This is a genomic window from Duganella sp. CT11-25, from assembly GCF_047302815.1.
In the GTDB taxonomy this organism is placed as follows: Bacteria; Pseudomonadota; Gammaproteobacteria; order Burkholderiales; family Burkholderiaceae_D; genus Rugamonas.
Genome location: NZ_JBKBFD010000001.1, coordinates 5,786,545 through 5,807,906 on the forward strand (window position 1 = coordinate 5,786,545; position 21,362 = coordinate 5,807,906).

At 65.1% G+C, this 21,362-nt stretch carries 10 protein-coding genes and 1 tRNA gene; 5 read left to right on the forward strand and 6 right to left on the reverse strand.

The window, feature by feature from the left end; genetic code table 11:
* The first annotated feature begins 337 nt into the window (after positions 1-337).
* The 3 genes from ACEN9F_RS25050 (at position 338) to ACEN9F_RS25060 (ending at position 11,175) form a co-directional block, all read left to right on the forward strand.
* Complete coding sequence (locus ACEN9F_RS25050) at positions 338-2,572, forward strand: EAL domain-containing protein (protein WP_413424423.1); 2,235 nt, start codon at positions 338-340, stop codon at positions 2,570-2,572.
* A gap of 101 nt (positions 2,573-2,673) precedes the next feature.
* Positions 2,674-9,156: a HAMP domain-containing protein gene (locus ACEN9F_RS25055; protein WP_413427168.1), complete on the forward strand. Its 6,483-nt coding sequence runs from the start codon at positions 2,674-2,676 to the stop codon at positions 9,154-9,156.
* 168 nt (positions 9,157-9,324) lie between these two features.
* Positions 9,325-11,175 carry a DUF4157 domain-containing protein gene (locus tag ACEN9F_RS25060; protein ID WP_413424425.1) on the forward strand — a complete coding sequence of 617 codons (1,851 nt, stop codon included), beginning with the start codon at positions 9,325-9,327 and terminating at the stop codon, positions 11,173-11,175.
* Positions 11,176-11,225: 50 nt separating this feature from the next.
* Here ACEN9F_RS25060 and ACEN9F_RS25065 read toward each other — a convergent pair whose 3' ends face one another.
* The 4 genes from ACEN9F_RS25065 to ACEN9F_RS25080 all read right to left on the reverse strand — a co-directional run bounded on the left by ACEN9F_RS25065 (position 11,226) and on the right by ACEN9F_RS25080 (position 15,396).
* The gene (locus ACEN9F_RS25065; protein ID WP_413424427.1) at positions 11,226-11,714 is read right to left on the reverse strand and encodes a VOC family protein; all 489 of its coding nucleotides are present in this window, start codon (positions 11,712-11,714) and stop codon (positions 11,226-11,228) included.
* Between the two features lie 243 nt (positions 11,715-11,957).
* A tRNA-Pro gene (locus tag ACEN9F_RS25070) sits at positions 11,958-12,034 on the reverse strand.
* Positions 12,035-12,095: 61 nt separating this feature from the next.
* The gene (locus ACEN9F_RS25075) at positions 12,096-13,094 is read right to left on the reverse strand and encodes a Gfo/Idh/MocA family protein (protein WP_413424429.1); all 999 of its coding nucleotides are present in this window, start codon (positions 13,092-13,094) and stop codon (positions 12,096-12,098) included.
* Positions 13,095-13,113: 19 nt separating this feature from the next.
* The gene (locus ACEN9F_RS25080; protein ID WP_413424431.1) at positions 13,114-15,396 is read right to left on the reverse strand and encodes a heme-degrading domain-containing protein; all 2,283 of its coding nucleotides are present in this window, start codon (positions 15,394-15,396) and stop codon (positions 13,114-13,116) included.
* A gap of 95 nt (positions 15,397-15,491) precedes the next feature.
* Between ACEN9F_RS25080 and ACEN9F_RS25085 the strand changes: the two genes are divergently transcribed.
* Entirely contained in the window at positions 15,492-16,235 is a 744-nt protein-coding gene (locus tag ACEN9F_RS25085; RefSeq protein WP_413424433.1) for a Fic family protein, read from the forward strand.
* Here ACEN9F_RS25085 and ACEN9F_RS25090 read toward each other — a convergent pair.
* Positions 16,232-17,566: an MFS transporter gene (locus tag ACEN9F_RS25090; RefSeq protein ID WP_413424435.1), complete on the reverse strand. Its 1,335-nt coding sequence runs from the start codon at positions 17,564-17,566 to the stop codon at positions 16,232-16,234. The two genes, ACEN9F_RS25085 and ACEN9F_RS25090, sit on opposite strands and share 4 nt — an antisense overlap.
* Positions 17,567-17,587: 21 nt before the next feature.
* Positions 17,588-18,781, reverse strand: coding sequence for a benzoate/H(+) symporter BenE family transporter (locus tag ACEN9F_RS25095; protein ID WP_413424437.1), 1,194 nt, complete (start codon positions 18,779-18,781; stop codon positions 17,588-17,590).
* A 240-nt stretch (positions 18,782-19,021) separates the two neighbouring features.
* On the opposite strand from ACEN9F_RS25095, the gene ACEN9F_RS25100 reads away from it, so the two are divergent.
* The gene (locus tag ACEN9F_RS25100; protein WP_413424439.1) at positions 19,022-21,361 is read left to right on the forward strand and encodes a TonB-dependent receptor; all 2,340 of its coding nucleotides are present in this window, start codon (positions 19,022-19,024) and stop codon (positions 21,359-21,361) included.
* Position 21,362: the final 1 nt, after the last annotated feature.

A 21,362-nucleotide genomic window follows, 5' to 3' on the forward strand; every position in this document is an offset into this window, starting at 1 on the left:
AGTATTTGGAAGCGATGATCTTAGCGAACGTTTATGACTGGAATATGACGATAGTACGGATTAATTATGCTACATAATGCATTAGTTGTTTAAATAAAACACGAATGTACGAAATAAATCTGACTCCTGTCCGGGCTGGTGCGACGATGAGCAACGTGTCCGATGCCGTTCGCCGAGCCTTTTTTTTTCGCGCCCAGCCTGCCTGACAGGGCATTTTCGTGGTCTAAAATGAGTGGTTCGGGAGAACCGGCCGGCGTCCACGGCGGCGCGTAGGCAGCGACACAGGTAGTGGTATATGGACCGGGGAAACAAGCTTCAGCTTTGCAGCATCGGGACGTTGGCCTGCGCACCCCAAGCGTGCGCGGGCGAAGCGGACCCGGCGCTCCACGGCGACGTCAGCGTTCTGCTGGTCAACGATGATCCCGCCACCTTGTTCGCGCTGCGCGCCGCGCTGTCGGATCTGGAGGCCAGTGTGGTCACGGCCAGTTCGGGCGAACAGGCCCTGCTCTGCCTGCTGCGGCAAGACTTCGTGGTGGTGCTGCTCGACGTTAAGATGGCCGGCCTGGATGGTTTCGAGACGGCGCAGCTGATCCGCCAGCGGCCCCGTTCGTACGAGACGCCGATTATTTTTCTCACCTCGCACCGATCCACCGATCTTGACCGCACCACCGGCTACGAGTTGGGCGCGGTCGACTATCTGTTCATGCCGGTGAGCCCCGAAGTGCTCAGGACCAAGGTGCGGGTGTTTGTCGATCGCGCGCGGGCGCAGCGCCTGAAGGCGCGCAGCGGGAGCGGGCTGGCGCATCTGGAGCACAATGTGTGCAGCCTCAGTGGCGGTTTGCGCAACGTGGCTGCGGTGCGCAAGCTTGCCGAAGGCGTGCCGCCGTACCGCGCCGACTTGCAACGCCTGGTCGGCGAGTATGCGGGCGATCTCATGGCCGTGCTCGATACGCGCGGCCGCTGGCTGTATGCCAGCGCCGGCTACCAGCGCGAATTCGCCTTGGCGCTCCAGGCGGCCGACAGCTACGTCGACATCGTGCACGCCGACGACCGCGAACGGGTCGCCACCGCGCTGGCCGGCATCGGCGCCGCCGCCCCCCAGCAGCACCTGCAATACCGGGTGCAGGGCGGCTCGTCGTCGCGCCATTTCGAGTCGGAGGCCAGGCTGGCCGGCGCCGACGGCCAGCTGGTCCTGGTGTCGCGCGACATCACCGAGCGCAAGGAGATGGAAGCCTATGTGCTACAGCAGACGATGCACGACGCCCTGACCGGTTTGCCCAACCGCCTGTTGCTGCTGGACCGCCTGAGCCAGGCCACGGTCCGCCGCGATGGCCCACCGGCGACCGTGGCCTTGCTGTTCATCGACCTCGATCACTTCAAGGAAATCAACGACACGCTGGGTCACGCCGCCGGCGACCGCCTGCTGCAGGATGTCGCCGAGCGCCTGTCGCGCTGCGTGCGCGACGGCGACACCGTGGCGCGGCTGGGCGGCGACGAGTTCGTTGTCATGCTGCTCGGACTGCACGATGTGGGGTATGCCGGCATGGTGGCAGCCAAGATCGTCGAGACCGTTTCGTCGGCCTGCCACATCGAAGGCAGCGCGCTGCATGTCACGCCCAGCATCGGCATCGCGATTTTCCCCGACGATGCCGAGGACGTCGAAACGCTGCTGCGCGACGCCGACATCGCCATGTATCACGCCAAGCACGACGGCGGCGCGCGCTATTGCTTTTTCGCCGCCCAGATGCAGGAGGCCGCCAGCCGCAAGCTGATGCTGAGCAGCGCGCTGCAGCGGGCCATGGCGATGGACGAATTCCTGCTGCACTACCAGCCCAAGGTCGACGCCGCCAGCGGCGCCATCTGCGGCTTCGAGGCGTTGATGCGCTGGCCCCAGGCCGGAGGCGAACCGATACCGCCGTCGCAGTTCATTCCCGTGGCCGAGGAAACCGGGCGCATCGAGCGCATCGGCGCCTGGGCCATCGAGCAGACGGCGGCGCAGCTGAACCGCCTGGCCGCGCACGGCTATGGCCAGGTGCCGATCGCGGTCAACGTGTCGGCGCTGCAGTTTCGCCGCGATACGCTGGTGGCCAGCCTGGCGGCGGCGATGCAGGCGGCCAGCGTCGATCCGCGCCTGCTCGAACTGGAACTGACCGAGTCGGGCGTGATGAGCAATCCGGCCCGGGCCATCGAGATCCTGCACCGGCTGCACGGCATCGGCATGAGCGTGGCGATCGACGATTTCGGCACCGGCTATTCCTCGTTGTCCTACCTGAAACGGCTGCCGATCGACAAGCTGAAGATCGACGCCTCGTTCGTGCGCGACATCGCCAACAACCCCAGCGACGCCGCGATCGTGATGGCCATCATCACCCTCGGCCACGTGCTGCACCTGACCGTGATCGCCGAAGGGGTGGAGACGGCGGACCAGGTGGCGTTCCTGCGTGCCCATGGCTGCGATCAGATGCAGGGCAATTATTTCAGCGCGGCGGTGCCGGCCGAGGACGCGCTGGCGCTGCTGCGGCGCGGACCGTTCAGCCTGGCGCCGGCGGAGCAGCGGGGAGCCGCGTCATGAACGTCCCGGCGCAGACGGAGCGCGGCGCCGAGCGCCGGGCGGGCTTGCGCCGCGCCTTCGACCGCAGCGCCTGGGAGGGCGGCGACAGCGAGCGTCCGGCCATGCTGCTGCATACCCTCAAGGCCGTGTGCGAAGGCGACTTCTCGGCGCGCCTGCCGTTCGACTGGGACGGCATCGACGGCAAGGTCGCCGACGTGGTCAATGAGATCGCCAGCAGCCACCAAAAGCTGGCGGCCGCGGTCGAGCGCATGGCTGTGATCGTCGGCAACGAGGGCAAGCTGGGCCAGCGCATGAAGCTCGACAAGACCAGCGGCTCGTGGGGCGCCGAAGTGGACGCCGTCAACGCCATGATCGACAGCCTGGTGCAGCCGGTGCGCGAGGTCAGCCGGGTGATCGGCGCGGTGGCGCGCGGCGCGCTCACAGAGAACATGCAACTGGATATCGACGGCCGCCCGCTAAAGGGCGAGTTCCTGCGCAATGCGCGCACCATCAACACCATGCTCGACCAGCTGAACAGCTTTTCCAGCGAGGTCAGCCGGGTGGCGCGCGAGGTCGGCACCGAGGGCAAGCTGGGTGGCCAGGCCCAGGTCAAGGGCGCGTCCGGGGTATGGAAGGACCTGACCGACAACGTCAACCTGATGGCCAGCAACCTGACCGGGCAGGTGCGCAACATCGCCGAGGTCACCACGGCGGTGGCCCAGGGCGACCTGTCGCGCAAGATCACGGTGGACGTCAAGGGCGAGATCCTGCGCCTGAAGGACACCATCAACCTGATGGTCGACCAGTTGAACAGCTTTGCCGGCGAGGTGACGCGGGTGGCGCGCGAGGTCGGCACCGAGGGCAAGCTGGGCGGCCAGGCCGACGTGCGCGGCGTGTCGGGCGTGTGGAAGGACTTGACCGAGAGCGTCAACCTGATGGCCAACAACCTCACCGGCCAGGTGCGCAACATCGCCGAGGTCACCACGGCGGTGGCGCGCGGCGACCTGTCGCGCAAGATCACAGTGGACGTCAAGGGCGAGATCCTGCGCCTGAAGGACACCATCAACATCATGGTCGACCAGCTCAACAGCTTTGCCGGCGAGGTGACGCGGGTCGCGCGCGAGGTCGGCACCGAGGGCAAGCTGGGTGGCCAGGCCGAGGTGCGCGGCGTGGCCGGCGTGTGGCAGGAGCTGACCGAGAGCGTCAACCTGATGGCCAACAACCTCACCGGCCAGGTGCGCAACATCGCCGAGGTGACCACGGCGGTGGCGCGCGGCGACCTGTCGCGCAAGATCACGGTGGGCGTCAAGGGCGAGATCCTGCAGCTGAAGGACACCATCAACATCATGGTCGACCAGCTCAACAGTTTCGCCGGCGAAGTGACGCGGGTGGCACGCGAGGTCGGCAGCGAGGGCCGGCTGGGCGGCCAGGCCGAGGTCAAGGACGTGGCCGGGGTGTGGAAGGACTTGACCGACAGCGTCAACGCCATGGCCAGCAACCTGACCGGCCAGGTGCGCAATATCGCCGAGGTGACCACGGCGGTGGCGCGCGGCGACCTGTCGCGCAAGATCACGGCCGACGTCAAGGGCGAGGTGCTGGCGCTGAAAAGCACCATCAACATCATGGTCGACCAGCTCAACAGCTTTGCCGGCGAGGTGATCCGGGTGGCGCGCGAGGTCGGCTCGGAAGGCAAGCTGGGCGGCCAGGCCGAGGTCAAGGATGTGTCCGGCGTGTGGAAGGACTTGACCGACAGCGTCAACGCCATGGCCGGCAACCTGACGGTGCAGCTGCGCGACGTCTCGAAGGTGTCGCTGGCCATCGCCAGCGGCGACCTGGGACAGAAGATCACCGTGCAGGCGCAGGGCGAGATCCTGCAGATCAAGGAAGTGATCAACGTCATGGTGGACCAGCTGAAGAGCTTTTCCGGCGAGGTCACGCGCGTGGCGGTCGAGGTCGGCACCGAGGGACGGCTGGGCGGCCAGGCCGAGGTGGCCGGGGTGTCGGGTGTGTGGAAGCACCTGACCGACAGCGTCAACCTGATGGCCAGCAACCTGACCGGCCAGGTGCGCAGCATCGCCGCCGTCACCACGGCGGTGGCCAACGGCGACCTGTCGCAGAAGATCACGGTCGACGTGCGCGGCGAAGTCCAGCAGCTGAAGGACACCATCAACACCATGGTCGACCAGCTGAACAGCTTTGCCGGCGAGGTCACGCGGGTGGCGCGCGAAGTGGGCACCGAGGGCAAGCTGGGCGGGCAGGCCGAGGTGGTCGGGGTGTCGGGCGTGTGGAAGGACCTGACCGACAACGTCAACCGCATGGCCAACAACCTCACCGCGCAGGTGCGCAACATCGCCACCGTGACCACGGCGGTGGCCAACGGCGACCTGTCGCAGAAGATCACGGTGGACGTGCAGGGCGAGGTGCTGCAGCTGAAGGACACCATCAACATCATGGTCGACCAGTTGAACAGCTTTGCCGGCGAGGTGACCCGGGTGGCGCTGGAGGTGGGCACCGAGGGGCGGCTGGGCGGCCAGGCCCAGGTGCCGGGGGCGGCGGGCACCTGGAAGAACCTGACCGACAGCGTCAACCTGATGGCCAGCAACCTGACCGGCCAGGTGCGCAACATCGCCGCCGTCACCACGGCGGTGGCCAACGGCGACCTGTCGCAGAAGATCACGGTCGACGTGCGCGGCGAGGTGCTGCAGCTGAAGGACACCATCAACATCATGGTCGACCAGCTCAACGCCTTCGCCGGCGAGGTGACGCGGGTGGCGCGCGAGGTCGGCATCGAGGGGCGGCTCGGCGGCCAGGCCCAGGTCAAGGGCGTGTCCGGCGTGTGGCGCGGCCTGACCGACAACGTCAACCTGATGGCCAGCAACCTGACCGACCAGGTGCGCAACATCGCCACCGTGACCACGGCCGTGGCCAACGGCGACCTGTCCAAGACCATCACGGTCGACGTGCGCGGCGAGGTGCTGCAGCTCAAGGAAACCATCAACACCATGGTCGATCAGCTGCGCGGTTTCGCCGGCGAGGTGACGCGGGTGGCGCGCGAGGTCGGCACCGAGGGGCGGCTGGGCGGCCAGGCCTATGTGCCGGCCGTGGCCGGCGTGTGGAAGGACCTGACCGACAACGTCAACCTGATGGCCAGCAACCTGACCGGCCAGGTGCGCAACATCGCCGCCGTCACCACGGCGGTGGCCAACGGCGACCTGTCGCGCAAGATCACGGTGGATGTGCGCGGCGAGATCCTGGAACTGAAAAACACCATCAACATCATGGTCGACCAGCTCAACGCCTTCGGCGGCGAGGTGACCCGCGTGGCGCGCGAGGTGGGCACCGAGGGCAAGCTGGGCGGCCAGGCCCAGGTCAAGGGCGTGTCCGGCGTGTGGAAGGACCTGACCGACAGCGTCAACCTGATGGCCGACAACCTGACCGACCAGGTGCGCGGCATGGCCAAGGTGGTGACCGGCGTCGCGGTGGGCAACCTCAAGCAGAAGATGATGGTGCCGGCCAAGGGCGAGGTGGCGGCGCTGGCCGAGACCATCAACGACATGGTCGATACGCTGGCCACCTTCAGCGACCAGGTGACCAGGGTGGCGCGCGAGGTCGGGGTCGAGGGGCGGCTGGGCGGCCAGGCCGTGGTGCCGGGCGCGGCGGGCAGCTGGAAGGACCTGGTCGACAACGTCAACGAACTGGCGGCCAACCTGTCGACCCAGGTGCGCGCCATCGGCGAGGTGGCCACGGCGGTGACCAAGGGCGACCTGATGCGCTCGATCCAAGTGGCCGCGCGCGGCGAGGTGGCGGACCTGAAGGACAACCTGAACCAGATGATCCGCAACCTGAAGGAAACCACCGAGCGCAACACGGAGCAGGACTGGCTCAAGACCAACCTGGCGCGCCTGACCCGCATGCTGCAGGGGCAGCGCGATATCGTCACGGTGTCGCGCATGCTGCTGTCGGAACTGGCGCCGCTGGTGGCTTCGCAGCACGCGGTGCTGTACCTGCTGCAGCAGGGCGCCGACCACGGCGCCGGCGCGCGGCTGCGGCTGACGGCCAGCTACGGCTACCAGGAGCGCAAGAACCTGTCGAACGAATGGACGGTCGGCGAGGGCGTCGTGGGCCAGGCCGCCTTCGAGAAGAAGCGCCTGCTGATCGGCAATGTGCCGCCCGACTACGTGCAGATCGTCTCCGGCCTGGGCCAGGCCAGCCCGCGCAATATCGTGGTGCTGCCCATCCTGTTCGAGGACCAGGTCAAGGCCGTCATCGAGCTGGGCGCGTTCGCGCCATTCCAGGCCATCCACCTGAACTTCCTCGACCAGCTGGCCGAGGGGCTGGGGATCGTGTTCAATTCGATCGAGACCGCGTCCGGCACCGAGATGCTGCTGCGTCAGCAGGCCCAGCTGCTGGAGGGCGAATTCCAGCTGCAGCAGACCGAACTGCAAAAAACCAACGCCGAGCTGGAACGCAAGGCGCTGCAGCTGTCCGAGCAGAACGCCGAGGTCGAGCGCCAGAACCGCCAGATCGAGGAAGCCCGCAACAACCTGCAGGAAAAAGCCGAGCAGCTGGCGCTGACCTCCAAGTACAAGTCGGAGTTCCTGGCGAATATGTCGCACGAGTTGCGCACCCCGCTCAACAGCCTGCTGCTGCTGGCCGAGCAGTTGCGCCAGAACCGCGACCAGAACCTGTCGGACCGGCAGCTGGAGATGGTGCGCGTGATGCATGGCTCCGGGCGCGACCTGCTGCGGCTGATCAACGACATTCTCGACCTGTCCAAGATCGAGGCGGGCAGCGCCACGCTGGAGATCGAGGATGTGGCGCTGGCCGAGCTGGCGGCCGAACTGGACAAGGCCTTCCGCTACCTGGCCGAAGCCAAGGCGCTGCGCTTCGCCATCGAACTGGCGTCCAACCTGCCGCCGCTGCTGCGCACCGATGGCCAGCGCCTCAAGCAGTTGCTGGCCAACCTGCTGTCGAACGCCATCAAGTTCACCAGCAAGGGCCACGTGGTGCTCCGGGCCGAGCTGGCCCACGGCGGCTGGAGCGCCGACCACGCCGTGCTGGCCGAAGCGCCGCGGGTGATCGCCTTCGCCATCAGCGACAGCGGGATCGGCGTCGCGGCGGGCAAGCAGAAGCTGATCTTCGAAGCATTCCAGCAGGCCGATTCCGGCACCGCGCGGCGCTATGGCGGCACCGGCCTGGGGCTGGCGATCAGCCGCGAAATCGCGCGCCTGTTGGGGGGCGAGCTGGTGGTGCAAAGCGAGCCTGGCAGCGGCAGCACGTTCGTGTTCTACCTGCCGCAGCAGATGCAACCCGAGGCGCGCGCGGCGCCGGCGCCGCTGTTGCCGGCCGTGTCGGCGGCGGACGGCCACACGCCGGCCAGCGACTCCAGCCCGCTGCTGCTGGTGATCGAGGACGACCCGGTGTTCGCCCGCACGCTGCAGGATCTGGCCAAGGAGCGCGGCTTCGACACCCTGCTGGCGACCAGCGGCGAGGATGGCTTCAAGCTGGCGCAGCGCTACCGGCCGGACGCCATCACGCTCGACCTGGGGCTGCCGGACCTGGACGGCTGGGAGGTGGCCGACCACCTGCGCGCCGACATCCAGACGCGCGACATCCCGGTGCACGTGATTTCGGTGCGCGACAGGCCGCTCGCGGAGGCGCGCCATGGCGTGGCCAGCTACACCACCAAGCCGGCCGACCTCGACAGCCTGGCCGCCGTGTTCGCCGACATGACGAGCCAGATGGCGCTGCCGGTCCATGCGCTGCTGCTGATCAGCAGCGACCCGGCCAAGCGCGCCGCCATCGTCGCCCTGCTGGCCGGCGCCGGGCGCCTGCTCGACACCGTCGGCAACGCCGACGAAGCGCTGGCGGCCCTGCACAGCCGTTCTTATCAGGGCATCGTGATCGAGCTGGGCCTGCCCGACATCGACGGCATGACGTTGCTCGAAGAGATACGCCACGATCCGGCGCTGGCCTCGATTCCGGCCGTGCTCTACAGCGAGTACGCGCTCGATGCGGACAGCCTGGCGCGCGCCGCGCGCCTGCAGGCGGCAGTGATCGGCGAGGCCGGCCTCGACGCCGCCCAGCAGACCCACGCGGTGGAACAGTTCCTGGCGCGCGTCAAGCTGGGCCTGGCGGGCGCCGGCAATGCGCCGGCGGCCTTCGGCGGCCTGCGCGGCAAGCGCGTGCTGATCGTCGACGACGACGCGCGCAACCTGTTCGCGCTGACCGGGCTACTGGAAAATTGCGGCATGCATGTCATCGCCGCCGACAACGGCCGCGAGGCGCTGCAACTGCTGGACGGCGACAGCGGCATCGACGTCGTCCTGATGGACATCATGATGCCGGACCTGGACGGCTACGACACCATGCGCCTGCTGCGCGCCGAGCCGCGCCTGGACCGGCTGCCCGTGATCGCCCTGACCGCCAAGGCCATGGCCGAGGACCGCGACAAGTGCATCGCCGCCGGCGCCTCGGACTACATCTCCAAGCCGGTCGACACCGACCAGTTGCTGGGGAAACTGGCGCACTGGCTCGGGGCGCATGGCGACCAGGGCGGCTTCGACCGCCCCAAAGGGCCCGCGCCGCCCGCCACCGCGCGATAGGCGGTTTCATCCCCCGAATCCATGCGTTCCCATTGACCAGTCCCCGCAAGAAGGCCTGGTCCAAGTCGCTCGTGTGACGGATAGTGATAATTGGTGAGCTTGCTCCGATGACAAACAAGTTAAGATGATCAGGATACCCATGAGGCTTTCGTATTCATGCAAACCCATATGTCCACATCCGCGCAACAGGAAAAACGGCAACCGGCCAATGCCGCTCTGCAAGCTGTCCTATCGGTTGGCGCGCCACTCGCGTCGTTTGAGGACAACCGCGCGGAAGCGGTGGCGCAACGGCGTTTGCAAGCCATGGTCGACGCCAGTCCGCACGCGCAGAGAATGGGAACCATGCAGATGCATATGAATGCCTGCGCGCCGGCCGCCGTTCAAACGGAGGCGTTTGTGTCGACGACGACGCAATTCAAGGAAGGGGCCGCGCCGAAGACAAACAACACGGGATTGCCGGACCGGCTTAAAGCCGGGGTCGAATCCTTGTCCGGCATGAGCATGGATCATGTGAAGGTGCATTACAACTCTGCAAAGCCAGCCCAGTTGAATGCCCACGCTTATGCGCAAGGCAGCGACATTCATGTGGCGCCAGGTCAGGAACGGCATTTGCCGCATGAGGCCTGGCATGTAGTCCAGCAAAGGCAAGGGCGCGTGCAAGCGAGCGCGCAATGCGCCGGTGCGCCGCTCAATGACGATCCAGGCCTCGAATCCGAAGCCGACCTCATGGGGGCCAAGGCGCATCATCTGGGCAGCTCGATGGACGCGGCGGAATTATCGGCATCGGCGCGGCAAGCGGGCAATGCCGGCGTCTCCCAACTGCAGCAGCCTGTTCAAAGGCGTGTCGGGTTCGAATTTCAAACCAATATCAAATTAAGAAAAAGCGACGGCCGCCTGCCGACATTCAAAACTCCGCTTCTGCAAAGCGAAAACTGGCACATTGAATGCGACTCTGGCGACCTTGAATTCGTCACCGCGCCGCTAAACGATTACGAAGATGTGCATCAGGTCCTTGCGGAAATCGTCCATTGGGCGAATACGCTTGCACAAGTAAAAGGGGAGATTCCGGAGGCCGAATCGGAGCGCCTGAGCTCTCTCCTGAACTCCAAGTATCCAGATGAGGTTGCTGAGGCGCAAGAGGATTTGAAAGACAGCGAAACAAGGCCCCTTGGCGCGATGCCCCAAAACGAAGAATCGCCTCTTGGTTCAATGTTCGCCGTTGGCAGAGCGACGGAAATGACTGCCTCTCCGCAAACCACGATAGGCATCCCTTTGGACCGGATCATCTCGGCGTTGCATTTGGTGGCGGCCGAGAAAACGACCGTCGGCGCTCATTCCGACAAGCCAATGGAGGTCAGTCTTGCATCGGCGCAGAACGGCAATGAGCCGCCGCTGGTATCCGCCCATGACGCCACCGTCAACCTCGTGGAGAAATTCCGTAAAGCGCGCCCCCAGATCAACGACGAGGCGACCTGGCGCAAGCTTGAGGGCGTCATTGGGCTGGCCGCGAGCTATATACGCACCGCCAATGTTGCGGGCCGCCGCGGGTACGGCTATACCAAAATCGTTGCACCCATGATGAGCCGGGTAAATTTCAGTGCGCTGTTCGCTGAACTACCGGAGCAAGTGAGGCCGTTTTTCAATGCGGAAAGCCTGGCCGCCGCCTCTGGAATCACCGAGGACGCGCTTATGTTCGGCCCCAAAGGCGCAAAGCAGGAATTTTCTAAAGTTATTCCGGGGCCGACGCTCAGAACATGGGTAGAAAGTATTCGTGCCGGACACGATGCGCTTTCCACGCTGGGTATCGGGCACGACGTGGGGACGGAATCCTTCATTGAAGATTCGGAAAGCATGGGTCAGTTCGATGAGTTGGACACGGAGGACCGGAACTTCCAGGTTCCTCTGGTCCCGATCGAATTGCGCCAGATCAGCAAGGCGGTGCCGGTATCGCATTGGCACGACCTTGCGATCGAAATCATGGTCTTTGCAAACGCCTTGTTAAAGGCGAAGTTCTTTTGAATCCGCGCTTCAAACCGACCTGCTTTTTCAACATGGATCAGGTCTGAACCTCATGCCGCACCCGCCTCGCCGCGCACCGCCGCCTCGATCTGGGCGACATCGATCTTCTGCATCGTCATCATCGCCTTGAACGCACGCTGGGCTACGTCGCCGCCCTTGGCCATTGCATCGGTCAGGACGCGCGGCGTGATCTGCCACGACAGGCCCCATTTGTCCTTGCACCAACCGCATGCGCTCGCGGCGCCGCCGTTGTTGATGATCGCGTTCCAGTAGCGGTCGGTCTCCGCCTGGTCATCGGTGGCGATCTGAAAGGAGAAGGCCTCGCTGTGCTTGAAGGCGCTGCCGCCGTTGAGGCCGATGCAAGGCACGCCGCAGACGGTGAAATCGACGGTCAGCACGCTGTCCGCCTTGCCACCTGGGAAATCAGACGGCGCGCGGAAAACCGCGCCGACTGTGCTGTCGGGAAAGGTACGGGCGTAAAAGTGCGCGGCCTCTTCCGCGTCGTGCTCGTACCACAGGCAGATCGTGTTCTTGTTCATTGTTTTTCTCCTCTATCGGTTGCCGGCTGGTAGGGGAATGGATCGCCGGCCGGTGCGGCTATTTACATTCTCACGCAAATTTGGCGAGGGGCGCGCGCGCTCTTGCGGCCAAAAGTCCCTTCAATCAAGCACAGTTTGTCCAATCGAGAGATCGTCAAATAGGCGTTGCCACTGATTTGCCGCTGATCGACCGGCAAACAAAAACAGCGTGTCGCATAACCCGCTGTTTTTGAAGGAGTTCTGTGGTCGGGGTGAGAGGATTCGAACCTCCGGCCTCTGCGTCCCGAACGCAGCGCTCTACCGGGCTGAGCCACACCCCGACTGTGGTGTTAATTACATCAGATTTTCGCGTGGTTTTCAACCGGCGCATGAGTGCTGGAGCTACAAATCGGCCGGATAGCGCACACCGATCTGGCCGCGTATCGTATCGAGCAATCCCATCAGGGCCAGCGACTCGGCGTGCGTCATGCCCGGGCTTTCCAGCAGGCCTTCGCGCAGGCAGCGTCCCGCTTCGATCGCTTCGTGCACATAGCCGTTGCCGAGGTAGGGCGTGGCCACCATGCGCGTGACGCCGCCGGCCAGCTTCACCGTCACCGTCTGCGACAGGTGGAACATGCCCTCCATGCGCACGCTGCCCAGCGTGCCCGACACCGTCAACTCGGACGGCGTGCGCGCGCGCAGCGAGCAGCTGGCGATCGACATCGTGCCGCCGGCGTGCTTCATCGTGAAGCCGGTGGTCAGGTCGACGCCGCCGTCGCTGAGGATAGCCTGTGCCTGCACCGATTCCGCCGGCCCGAGCAGCGCGCAGGCGATCGACAAGGGATAGATGCCGAGGTCGAGCAGCGCGCCGCCGCCCAGCTCGCGCTTGTTGACGCGGTGTTCCGGGTCCGTCGGCGCGACGAAGCTGAAGTCGGCGTGCACCGAATTGACGACACCGATCTCGCCCGAGGCGATGATGCGGCGCACTTCGGCCAGCACCGGCATGAAGCGGGTCCACATCGCTTCCATCAGGAACAGTTTGCGCTGACGCGCCAGTGCGATTACCTGTTCCGCTTCGCGCCGGTTCATGGTGAAGGGCTTTTCGCACAGCACGGCCTTGCCGCCGTTGAGCGCGAGGATGGCGTTCTCGGCGTGCATCGGATGCGGCGTGCCGATGTAGATGATGTCGACGCCGGGCGCGTCGGCCAGCGCCTGGTAGGAGCCGTAGGCGGCCGGTGGCGTTTGCGCAGCGCCGAATTCGCGGCCGAAGGCGGCGGCGTTTTCCACGCTGCGCGAGCCGACGGCGGCCAGTACGGCGCCCGGCGTATCCTTCAGCGCGTTGGCGAAGGCGCGCGCGATGCCGCCCGTGCCGAGGATGCCCCAGCGGATGATGTCTGTCATGTCGGTTCCTGTCTGCGGTTCAAAGGTCGGCGCCGATCTTCAGGTAAGCCTTCAGCGCCGCCACCGCCATCGCGTGGTCTTGCTCTCCAGGCAGGCCGCTGACGGTGAGGGTGCCGATGCGGCCGCTACCCTTGAGCACCAGCGGGAAGGAGCCGCCGTGTGCGGCGTAGTCGCGCATGTCCAGCCCCGGGAGCGCTTCAAAGTCGCCGCCGCTGTTCTTGACTTCGGTATGCGTGTAAAACGAGCTGTGCCCGGTGCGGTTGACGAGGTTGCTCTTGCGCCGTATCCAGTTGGCGTTGTCGGCGTTGGTACCCGGCATGCCGTGGTAGAACAGCATCGTGCCGTCGCGCGTGATGTTGACGGCCACCGACTTGCCTGCGGCGCGCGCCAGTTCGACGACCTGCAGGCCCAGTGCCAGCGCGGTGTCGTTGGTGAAGCTGTCGAACTGCAGCAGCTGCTCCTGGCGCGCCAGCGTGGCGAGGTCGACTTTCTGTTCCATGGCGGCTCCTGCGGTGGTTGCGGTTTTCTTCGGTGTCAGCTGCTCCAGCGCGGCGGACACATACACCAGCGGCGCGTTCCAGTTGATCGCTATTTCGTTGCTGGCGTAGCTGCAGACATTGTCCAGGTAAGACGTGGCGGGCAGCTTGGCCGGGTAGGGCGCCGGGCAGTCTTTCTGGTCTTGCTGGCCGGCCTGCGGGCCGCCGACCAGGAAGCCGGGTACCGGCGCGTCTATCTTGTCGGCCTCGGACGGACGATGGTGCGGATGCAGCGACGGCCGCGCGCCGAAACCGGTGACGAAGGAGTAGGCGGTGGCGTTGCGGCCGAGGACATAGTCGAGGCCGGACTGCGCCGCGTTCAGGTAGTCGGCCTTGCCGTTCAGGCGGTAGCCCTGCAGCAGCATCATCGATTGGTTCAGCACCACGGCGTTGCTGCCCCAGACGAAGTCCGGCTCCTGCAGCGCCACGCGATAGGCCGATCGCTTCCAGCCTGCCGCCAGGCTGGCGGCCAGGCCGTCGATGCGGCTGGCGATCAGCTTGCGGTCGGCCAGCGGCGTCAGGTGCGCGCGGTGCTGCGCCAGCGACATCCAGGCCAGGCCGCGGACATCGCTCCATGCGGGCGTGGTGGCGGCCGTCTGTTCCGGTTTCATGGCACGGTAGTAGCTGTCCTTGCCGGTGCCGATGTACAGCTCCGCCGCTGCCCATGCGAACTCGTCCTCCAGATGCTGGTCGCCGTATTCGCCGGTGCTCACGTCGGATGGATTCTTGAAGCGTATGTCCGGGTTGGCTTCAGCCCACTTCCATGCCGCTTCGGCCGCCGCCATCATGCGCGCCGACAGGCCGGGACGTTGCTGCTCGTACGCCTTGAGCACGCGGCTGGCGGTGGCCATGGTGGCCGCGAAGTCGAGCGCGGCGGCGGTGCTTTTCTGCACCACGTAGCGCGGCGCAGTCATCGCCTGGTCCGGCATCACCATGCCGTCGAAACTCTTGTTGGTGAGCTTGTGATAGACGCCGCCGTCGTTCGGGTCCTGCATCGTCAGCATCCAGTCGAGGTTCCACAGCGCTTCATTGAGGATGTCCGGCAGGCCGTTGCCCGATTCGGGGATGTTGAGGTTTTGCTTGCCGAAGTATTCGGGGAAATGCTCGAACGCCGCCAGCAGCGTGTAGGTCGAGATGCCGGAGTTGACCACGTATTTGTTGTAGTCGCCGGCGTCGTACCAGCCTTTGGGGCTGGCGATGACGCTGCCTTCCGGCCGCTGCTTCGACGCCGCCGACGCATGCACCAGCACCTTGTCGTCCATGTGCCCGGCCGGCCGCGCGTAGACGCCGGCGTATTTGGATTCCAGCGGGATGCCGGCGCGGTTCATATAGTAGGCCTTGAGCGCGGCCGCGTTCAGATCGCGGTAGGCGTCGGCGCGGATGACGAAGCGATCCGACAGCGCCGCGCCGCCCACTTTGATGCGGTACTCGCCGGGCGCGGTCAGCGCCGAGAAGTCCGCCAACCGCACGGTCTCGGCCGACGGCTTCCACAGCGCTGGCGCGCCGAGGTTGCCTTGGAATACAGTCTTGCCGCTGTCTGCGGCCACGACCTCGAAGCTGGTGGCCGCGCTGTCCGTCACCACGGCCAGCTTGTCGGCCTGCGGTGGAAAGCCGAGCTGGTTGACGCGGATGGCGGCCCCCGCATCGACGCCTGCGACCAGGAGCAGGGGGAGCAGGGCTTTTTTGATAGCGCTAACACCGGTTGGCATGATGAGCGTCGGATTGGCGTCGGCGCCGCCACACGTCTGCTGGGCAGAAATCTTCACATTGTCTCCGTTGGAATTGTAATTAGTGATGAAAGCGTTTTCATGATACATGAATCGCTACGAGTTTTGCCGCAATGGGGGTGTAATATCGCCTCATGGACGACACGAAATTGCAGGAAGTCGATGCGCTGAAACAGCGGCTGGATGCCTTGCGGCCGCTGCCGCCTGCGGCCGTGCGCAATCTGCGCGAAGAGCTGGTGCTGAACTGGACCTATCATTCCAACGCGATCGAAGGCAATACGCTGACGCTGCTCGAAACCAAGGTGGTGCTGGAGGGGATCACGGTCGGCGGCAAGCTGATGCGCGAACATTTCGAGGCGATCAACCACCGCGATGCGATTCATTATGTTGAGGATGTGGTGCATGAGGCAGAGCCGCTGAGCGAATGGCAGATCCGCAATCTGCATCGCCTGGTGCTGAAGCAGATCGACGATGCCAATGCCGGCGTCTATCGCAAAACTAACGTGGCCATCGTCGGCGCGCGGCACGTGCCGCCGGATATGCTGCTGGTTCCCGAGCGGATGGCTGCCCTGATACGCTGGTACGACGCGGAATCGGCGCGGATGCATCCCATCCTGCGGGCGGCGCGGTTGCATCTGGACTTCGTCGGGATACATCCCTTCATCGACGGCAATGGACGTACCGCGCGCCTGCTGCTGAACCTGGAATTAATCAAGGCCGGCTACCCGGCAATCGTGTTGCCGGTGCAGCGGCGCTTGGCGTACTACAAGGCGCTTGACGCCGCCCAGATGGACGGCGACACCGCGCCTTTTGTCGACCTTGTCATTGACTGCATGCGCGAGGCGTTTGCGCGCTACTGGTTCGTGCTGGCCATCTAGGCGGTTGCGGCGCGCAGCTCGAACGCCGAGGCGGAACGGCCGTGGCGTATCAGCGATACCGCGATCACCGCAATCACGGCCGGGATCGCGATGGCCATGAAGTTCTGCTCCAGCGGCAGCGCCATGCCGACCAGCGTGCCGATCACGATCGGTGCGAGAATCGCGCCGCTGCGGCCGACGCCGGATGCCCAGCCGATGCCGGTCGAGCGGATCGCCATCGGATAGAACTGGCCCGCATACGCATAGGTGACGATCTGCGTGCCGATGGTCGAGGCGCCGGCCAGGCCCACCAAAATAAACAGCACTTCGGTGGAGACTTTGTAGCCCAGCAGCGTGATCGACACCGCCGCCAGCCCGTACATCCCGATCAGCACGTACTTGATGTGGAAGCGGTCCGCGAGCCAGCCGCCGCCGACCGCGCCGATCACTGCGCCGAAGTTCAGCACCAGCACGAACGTCAGCGCGGAGCCGAGGCTGTAGCCGGCGCTGGCCATCAGCTTGGTCAGCCACGAGCTCAGTGCGTACACCATGAACAGGCACATGAAGAAGGCGACCCAGAACATCACCGTGCTGAAGCCGCGTCCATCCTGGAACAGCTTGCCGATCGGCGCGCCGGCGGCCTGGTCTTTCGATGGCAGAGCGAAGCGGTGGTCGCGGTCCGCGCGGTAGCCCGGCTCCATGCGCGCGACGATGGCCTTGAGTTCATCCAGGCGGTTCTCGCGGATCAGGAAGGGCATCGATTCCGGCAGGCTTTTCAGCACGAAGGGGATCATCAGCACCGGCAGTCCCGCCGCCAGGAACACCGACGACCAGCCATACGCCTCGATCAGGCCCTTGCCCAGCAGCGCAGCCACCATGCCGCCCACCGCATAGCCGCTGAACATCAGCGTGACCATGGTGGCGCGGATTTTCTTGGGCGAATATTCGGTCATCTGCGCCACCACGTTCGGCATCACGCCGCCGATGCCGAGGCCGGCCAGGAAGCGCATCGCGCTGAAGGTGTACGGGTCGGACGTGAACCCCGCCGCCGCCGTGAACACGCTGAACAAGCCGATGCAGATGGCGATGGCCTTGCGGCGGCCGATCTTGTCGGCGATGGTGCCGAGGAAGATGGCGCCGAACATCATGCCGAACAGCGCCGAGCTGACCATGAAGCCGGCGTTCTGCGCGGTCACGCCCATGCCTTTCATGATCGAGGGCAGGGCGATGCCGGCCACCGCGAGGTCGTAGCCGTCGCAGATGATGATGAGCGCGCACCACAGCAGGATGCCGCCGTGGAAGCGGTTGAACTTGGCCTCGTCGGCTAGTTTGTGGACGTCGATGTGTCGCATGATGAGTGTCTCTTTCTAGGTTTATTTTTTTGTGTGTAGAACGGCATACGACAGCATGCCGATGAGGATTCCCCAGAACGCCGACCCCAGGCCGAGGAAGGTCATGCCGGAAGCGGTGGCAAGGAATGTGATGAGGGCGGCTTCGCGATGGTCGTCCGCCGCCGCGACGCCGCCCAGGTTGTTCATGATCGCGCCCAGCAGCGCCAGGCCGGCCAAGGTGGCGATCAGCTCTTTCGGCATGGCCGCGAACAGCATGACGATGGAGCCGCCGCACAAGCCTGCGATCAGGTAGAACACGCCGTTGGCGATGCCGGCGATGTAGCGTTTGGACGGATCCTCGTGCGCGTCGCGCCCGGTGCACATGGCGGCGGTGATGGCGGCGATCGCGATGGTGATGCCGCCGAAGCAGGCCACCGCCAGCGAGACCAGGCTGTTGCTGGCCAGGATGGGCTTGACACCGTTGTCGTAGCCGGACGAGCGCAGCACCGCCATGCCGGGCAGGTACTGGCCGGTCAGCGTGGTCAGCACCAGCGGCAGCGCGAGGCTGAAGGTGCTGGCCCACGACCAGGCCGGCGCGATGAACCGCGGCGTGACCAGCTCCAGGCGCACGTTGGCGAAATGCGTCAGCCCGCCGAGCCAGGCCATCGCGGCGCCGGCGGCCAGCAGCAAGACGATGCTGTAGCGCGGCGCGTAGCGTTTGAAGATCAGGTAGGCGGCGATCATGCCGCAGCTGAGCAGCGGCAGCGAGCCGATGGCCTTGAAGGCGTTCAGGCCGAAGGGCAGCAGGATGCCGGCCATCATGCCGCTGGCGATGCCTTTCGGAATCCACGCCATCACGCGGTCGAAGTAGCCGGACAAGCCGATCGCCAGCAGGATCAGGGCGGCGGTGATGTAGGCGCCGACCGCTTCGTTGATCGACAGCGCGGGGAACAGCGTGATCAGCAGCGCGGTGCCCGGCGCCGACCAGGCGGTGATGACGGGGATCTTCAGCTTCCAGCTGAGGTAGATGCCGGAGACGGCGGCGCCGATGGAGATCGCCCACACCCACGAGGCGAACATCGCGTTGGACATGTGCCCGGCCTGCGCGGCCTGGTAGAAGATCGCCAGCGGCCCGGCATACGACACCAGCACGGCCAGGAATCCCGCCGCGACGGCCGACGCCGACCAATCGGCCTTGCGCAGCGTCATGCCCATGCTTGATGTATTGCCCACCATCATCTCCCTGAATATTGTTTTATGGCTTACAGGGTAGGGAGCATCGGCCTGGGCGTCCAACACCGATTTAGTCGCTGTCCGATACCTCAAAGGTATGCAGTCGCCGTGCTTATTCTGTGGCTAGATTCCAACGCCGGCGAATTTGGCAGGTTTCTTGCTTGGTAAAAAGATTAAGATGTCTAATATATAAAATTGCATCATTTTGGGGCGGCGGCCCTCACTGACTGGAGAAGCTCAGGCATGAAAATCACTCAAAAAATAATGTGCACTTCTGTCGCCGCCGCGTTGGCGGCGTTGGCCATGCCTGCGGGCGCGCAGCAGTTCAAGCCGACCGACGAACTCGAAGTGGTGGTGGTGACGGCGCAAAAGCGCAAGGAAGATCCGGCCAAGGTGGCGATGAGCATCAGCGCCGTCACCGGCGCCCAGCTGCAGGCCGAGCACGTGCGCGACATCACCGACCTGACGCGCATCGTGCCCAACATCTCCTTCACCGCCGCCAGCGGCAACGGCGGCGCCGGTCCGGGCACCTCGAACATCGAGATCCGCGGCATCAGCTCGACCGCCGGCGCGGCCACGGTCGGCGTGTACCTGGGCGATACGCCGGTCACCGTCGGCAACGTCTACACGATGGGCAACGTCGAACCGAAGTTCTTCGACATCGACCGCGTGGAAGTGCTGCGCGGTCCGCAGGCGACCCTGTACGGCGCCAGCTCGATGGGCGGCACCATCAAGTTCATTCCGAACGAGCCGGATCTGAAGGAGCGCGAATTCACCACCTACACCGAAGCGTCCAACACCAAGGGCGGCAGCGCCAACTACTCGGCCAACGTCGTCGCCAACCTGCCGCTGATCCCGAACGAACTGGCGCTGCGCATCGGCGTGCAGGCGCAGCACACCGGCGGCTATATCGACCAGGTGGACGGCGACGGCAACGTCCTCGCCAATAACATCAACAAGATCAGCGACCAGGAACTGCGCGCCGCGCTGAAATGGAAGCCGACCCGCGCGCTGACCATCACGCCGTCGGTCTACTACCAGAAGATCGACGCCAAGGACATCGCCGCCTTCAACCTGGAGCTGCCGAACTACCAGGCGCAGAAGCAGGTGCGCGAACCGTCCAAGGACACGCTGCTGTCGCCCAGCGTGACCATCAACTGGGACCTGGGCGCCTTCGACCTGACTTCGGCCACCAGCTACTTCGAGCGCAAGTTCGACCGCACGCAGAACGGGTCGGCCTACAACAGCTATTCGCTGTCGACCTTCCTGACCTCGACCGAGGACGGCGGCAAGGCGCCGCCGGAGCTGATCGAGGCGATCGCCGGCCTGCCGTCGGCGGTCTACCTGAACAACCAGGTGCGCCAGGTATCGCAGGAATTCCGCCTGGCCTCGCGCCCGTATGATGCGGCGGTGTCGCCGTGGACCTGGCTGGCCGGCACCTACTTCTCGCGCCAGCACACCAACATCATCGAGAACGATCCCATCTTCGGCGTGACCGACACCTTCAAGCAGTTCGGTTTCGACATCGCCGATCCGGACTTGCTGCCGGACGCACGTCCGGGCCAGTTCCCGGGCGATAACTCGTTTGCCGGCGCCTTCCACTATCGCGAGAAGCAGGCGTCGATTTTCGGCGAGGTCAATTACTACTTCTCGCCGGCGGTGCACGCCACGGTCGGCGCGCGCTACCTCAAGGCCGACACCACGCTGGAACAGCGCAACGGCAACTACCTGGCCGGCGCCGGCAACAACAGCAACGCCGCCACCTCGTCGCATGCGTTCACGCCGAAGTACGCGGTGACGTGGGAAGTCAATCCGACCAACACCGTCTACACCAGCGTGGCCAAGGGCTTCCGCCTCGGCGGCAACAACATCTTCGTCCCGCCGACCACCTGCGGCCAGGACCTGGAATCCAACGGCCTGGAGGCCGGCCCGCCGGACTACAAACCGGACAGCCTGTGGAGCTATGAAGTGGGCAGCAAGTCGCGCTTCCTCAACAATCGCCTGTCGATCAACGCCGACGTGTTCTACGTGAAGTGGAAGAACATCCAGCAGGGCGTGTACCTGCCGACCTGTGCCTACACCTACAACGCCAACGCGGGCGACGCCACCAGCAAGGGCTTCGAGTTCGACATCAAGGCCAAGCCGCTGCCTGGCTTGACCCTGAGCGCATCGGGCGGCTACGTCAAGGCCGAGCTGTCCAACGACGTCGGCATCGAGAACGGCGTGGTTGGCGCGATCGCCGGCGCGCAGATCCAGGGCGTGCCGAAATATAATGCGGCGATCAACGCGGTCTACAACTTCGCGGCCTTCGGCGACAAGAGCGCCTTCGTCATGGCGGGCATGCAGTGGGTGGGATCCAGCAAAGGCTCGCTGGATCCGGAGCAGACCGACCATGACCGTCCGTCGTACCACACGACCGACTTCAGCGCGGGCATGTCGTTCGATCGCTACAACGTCAGCGTATTCGTGAAGAACGCCTTCGACACGGACACGGTGATCCAGCATCCGCAGGTGGCGTCCATCGTGCAGGGATACCGTCTGGCGCCGCGCAGCATCGGCGTGAGTCTGGCGGCGAAGTTTTAGG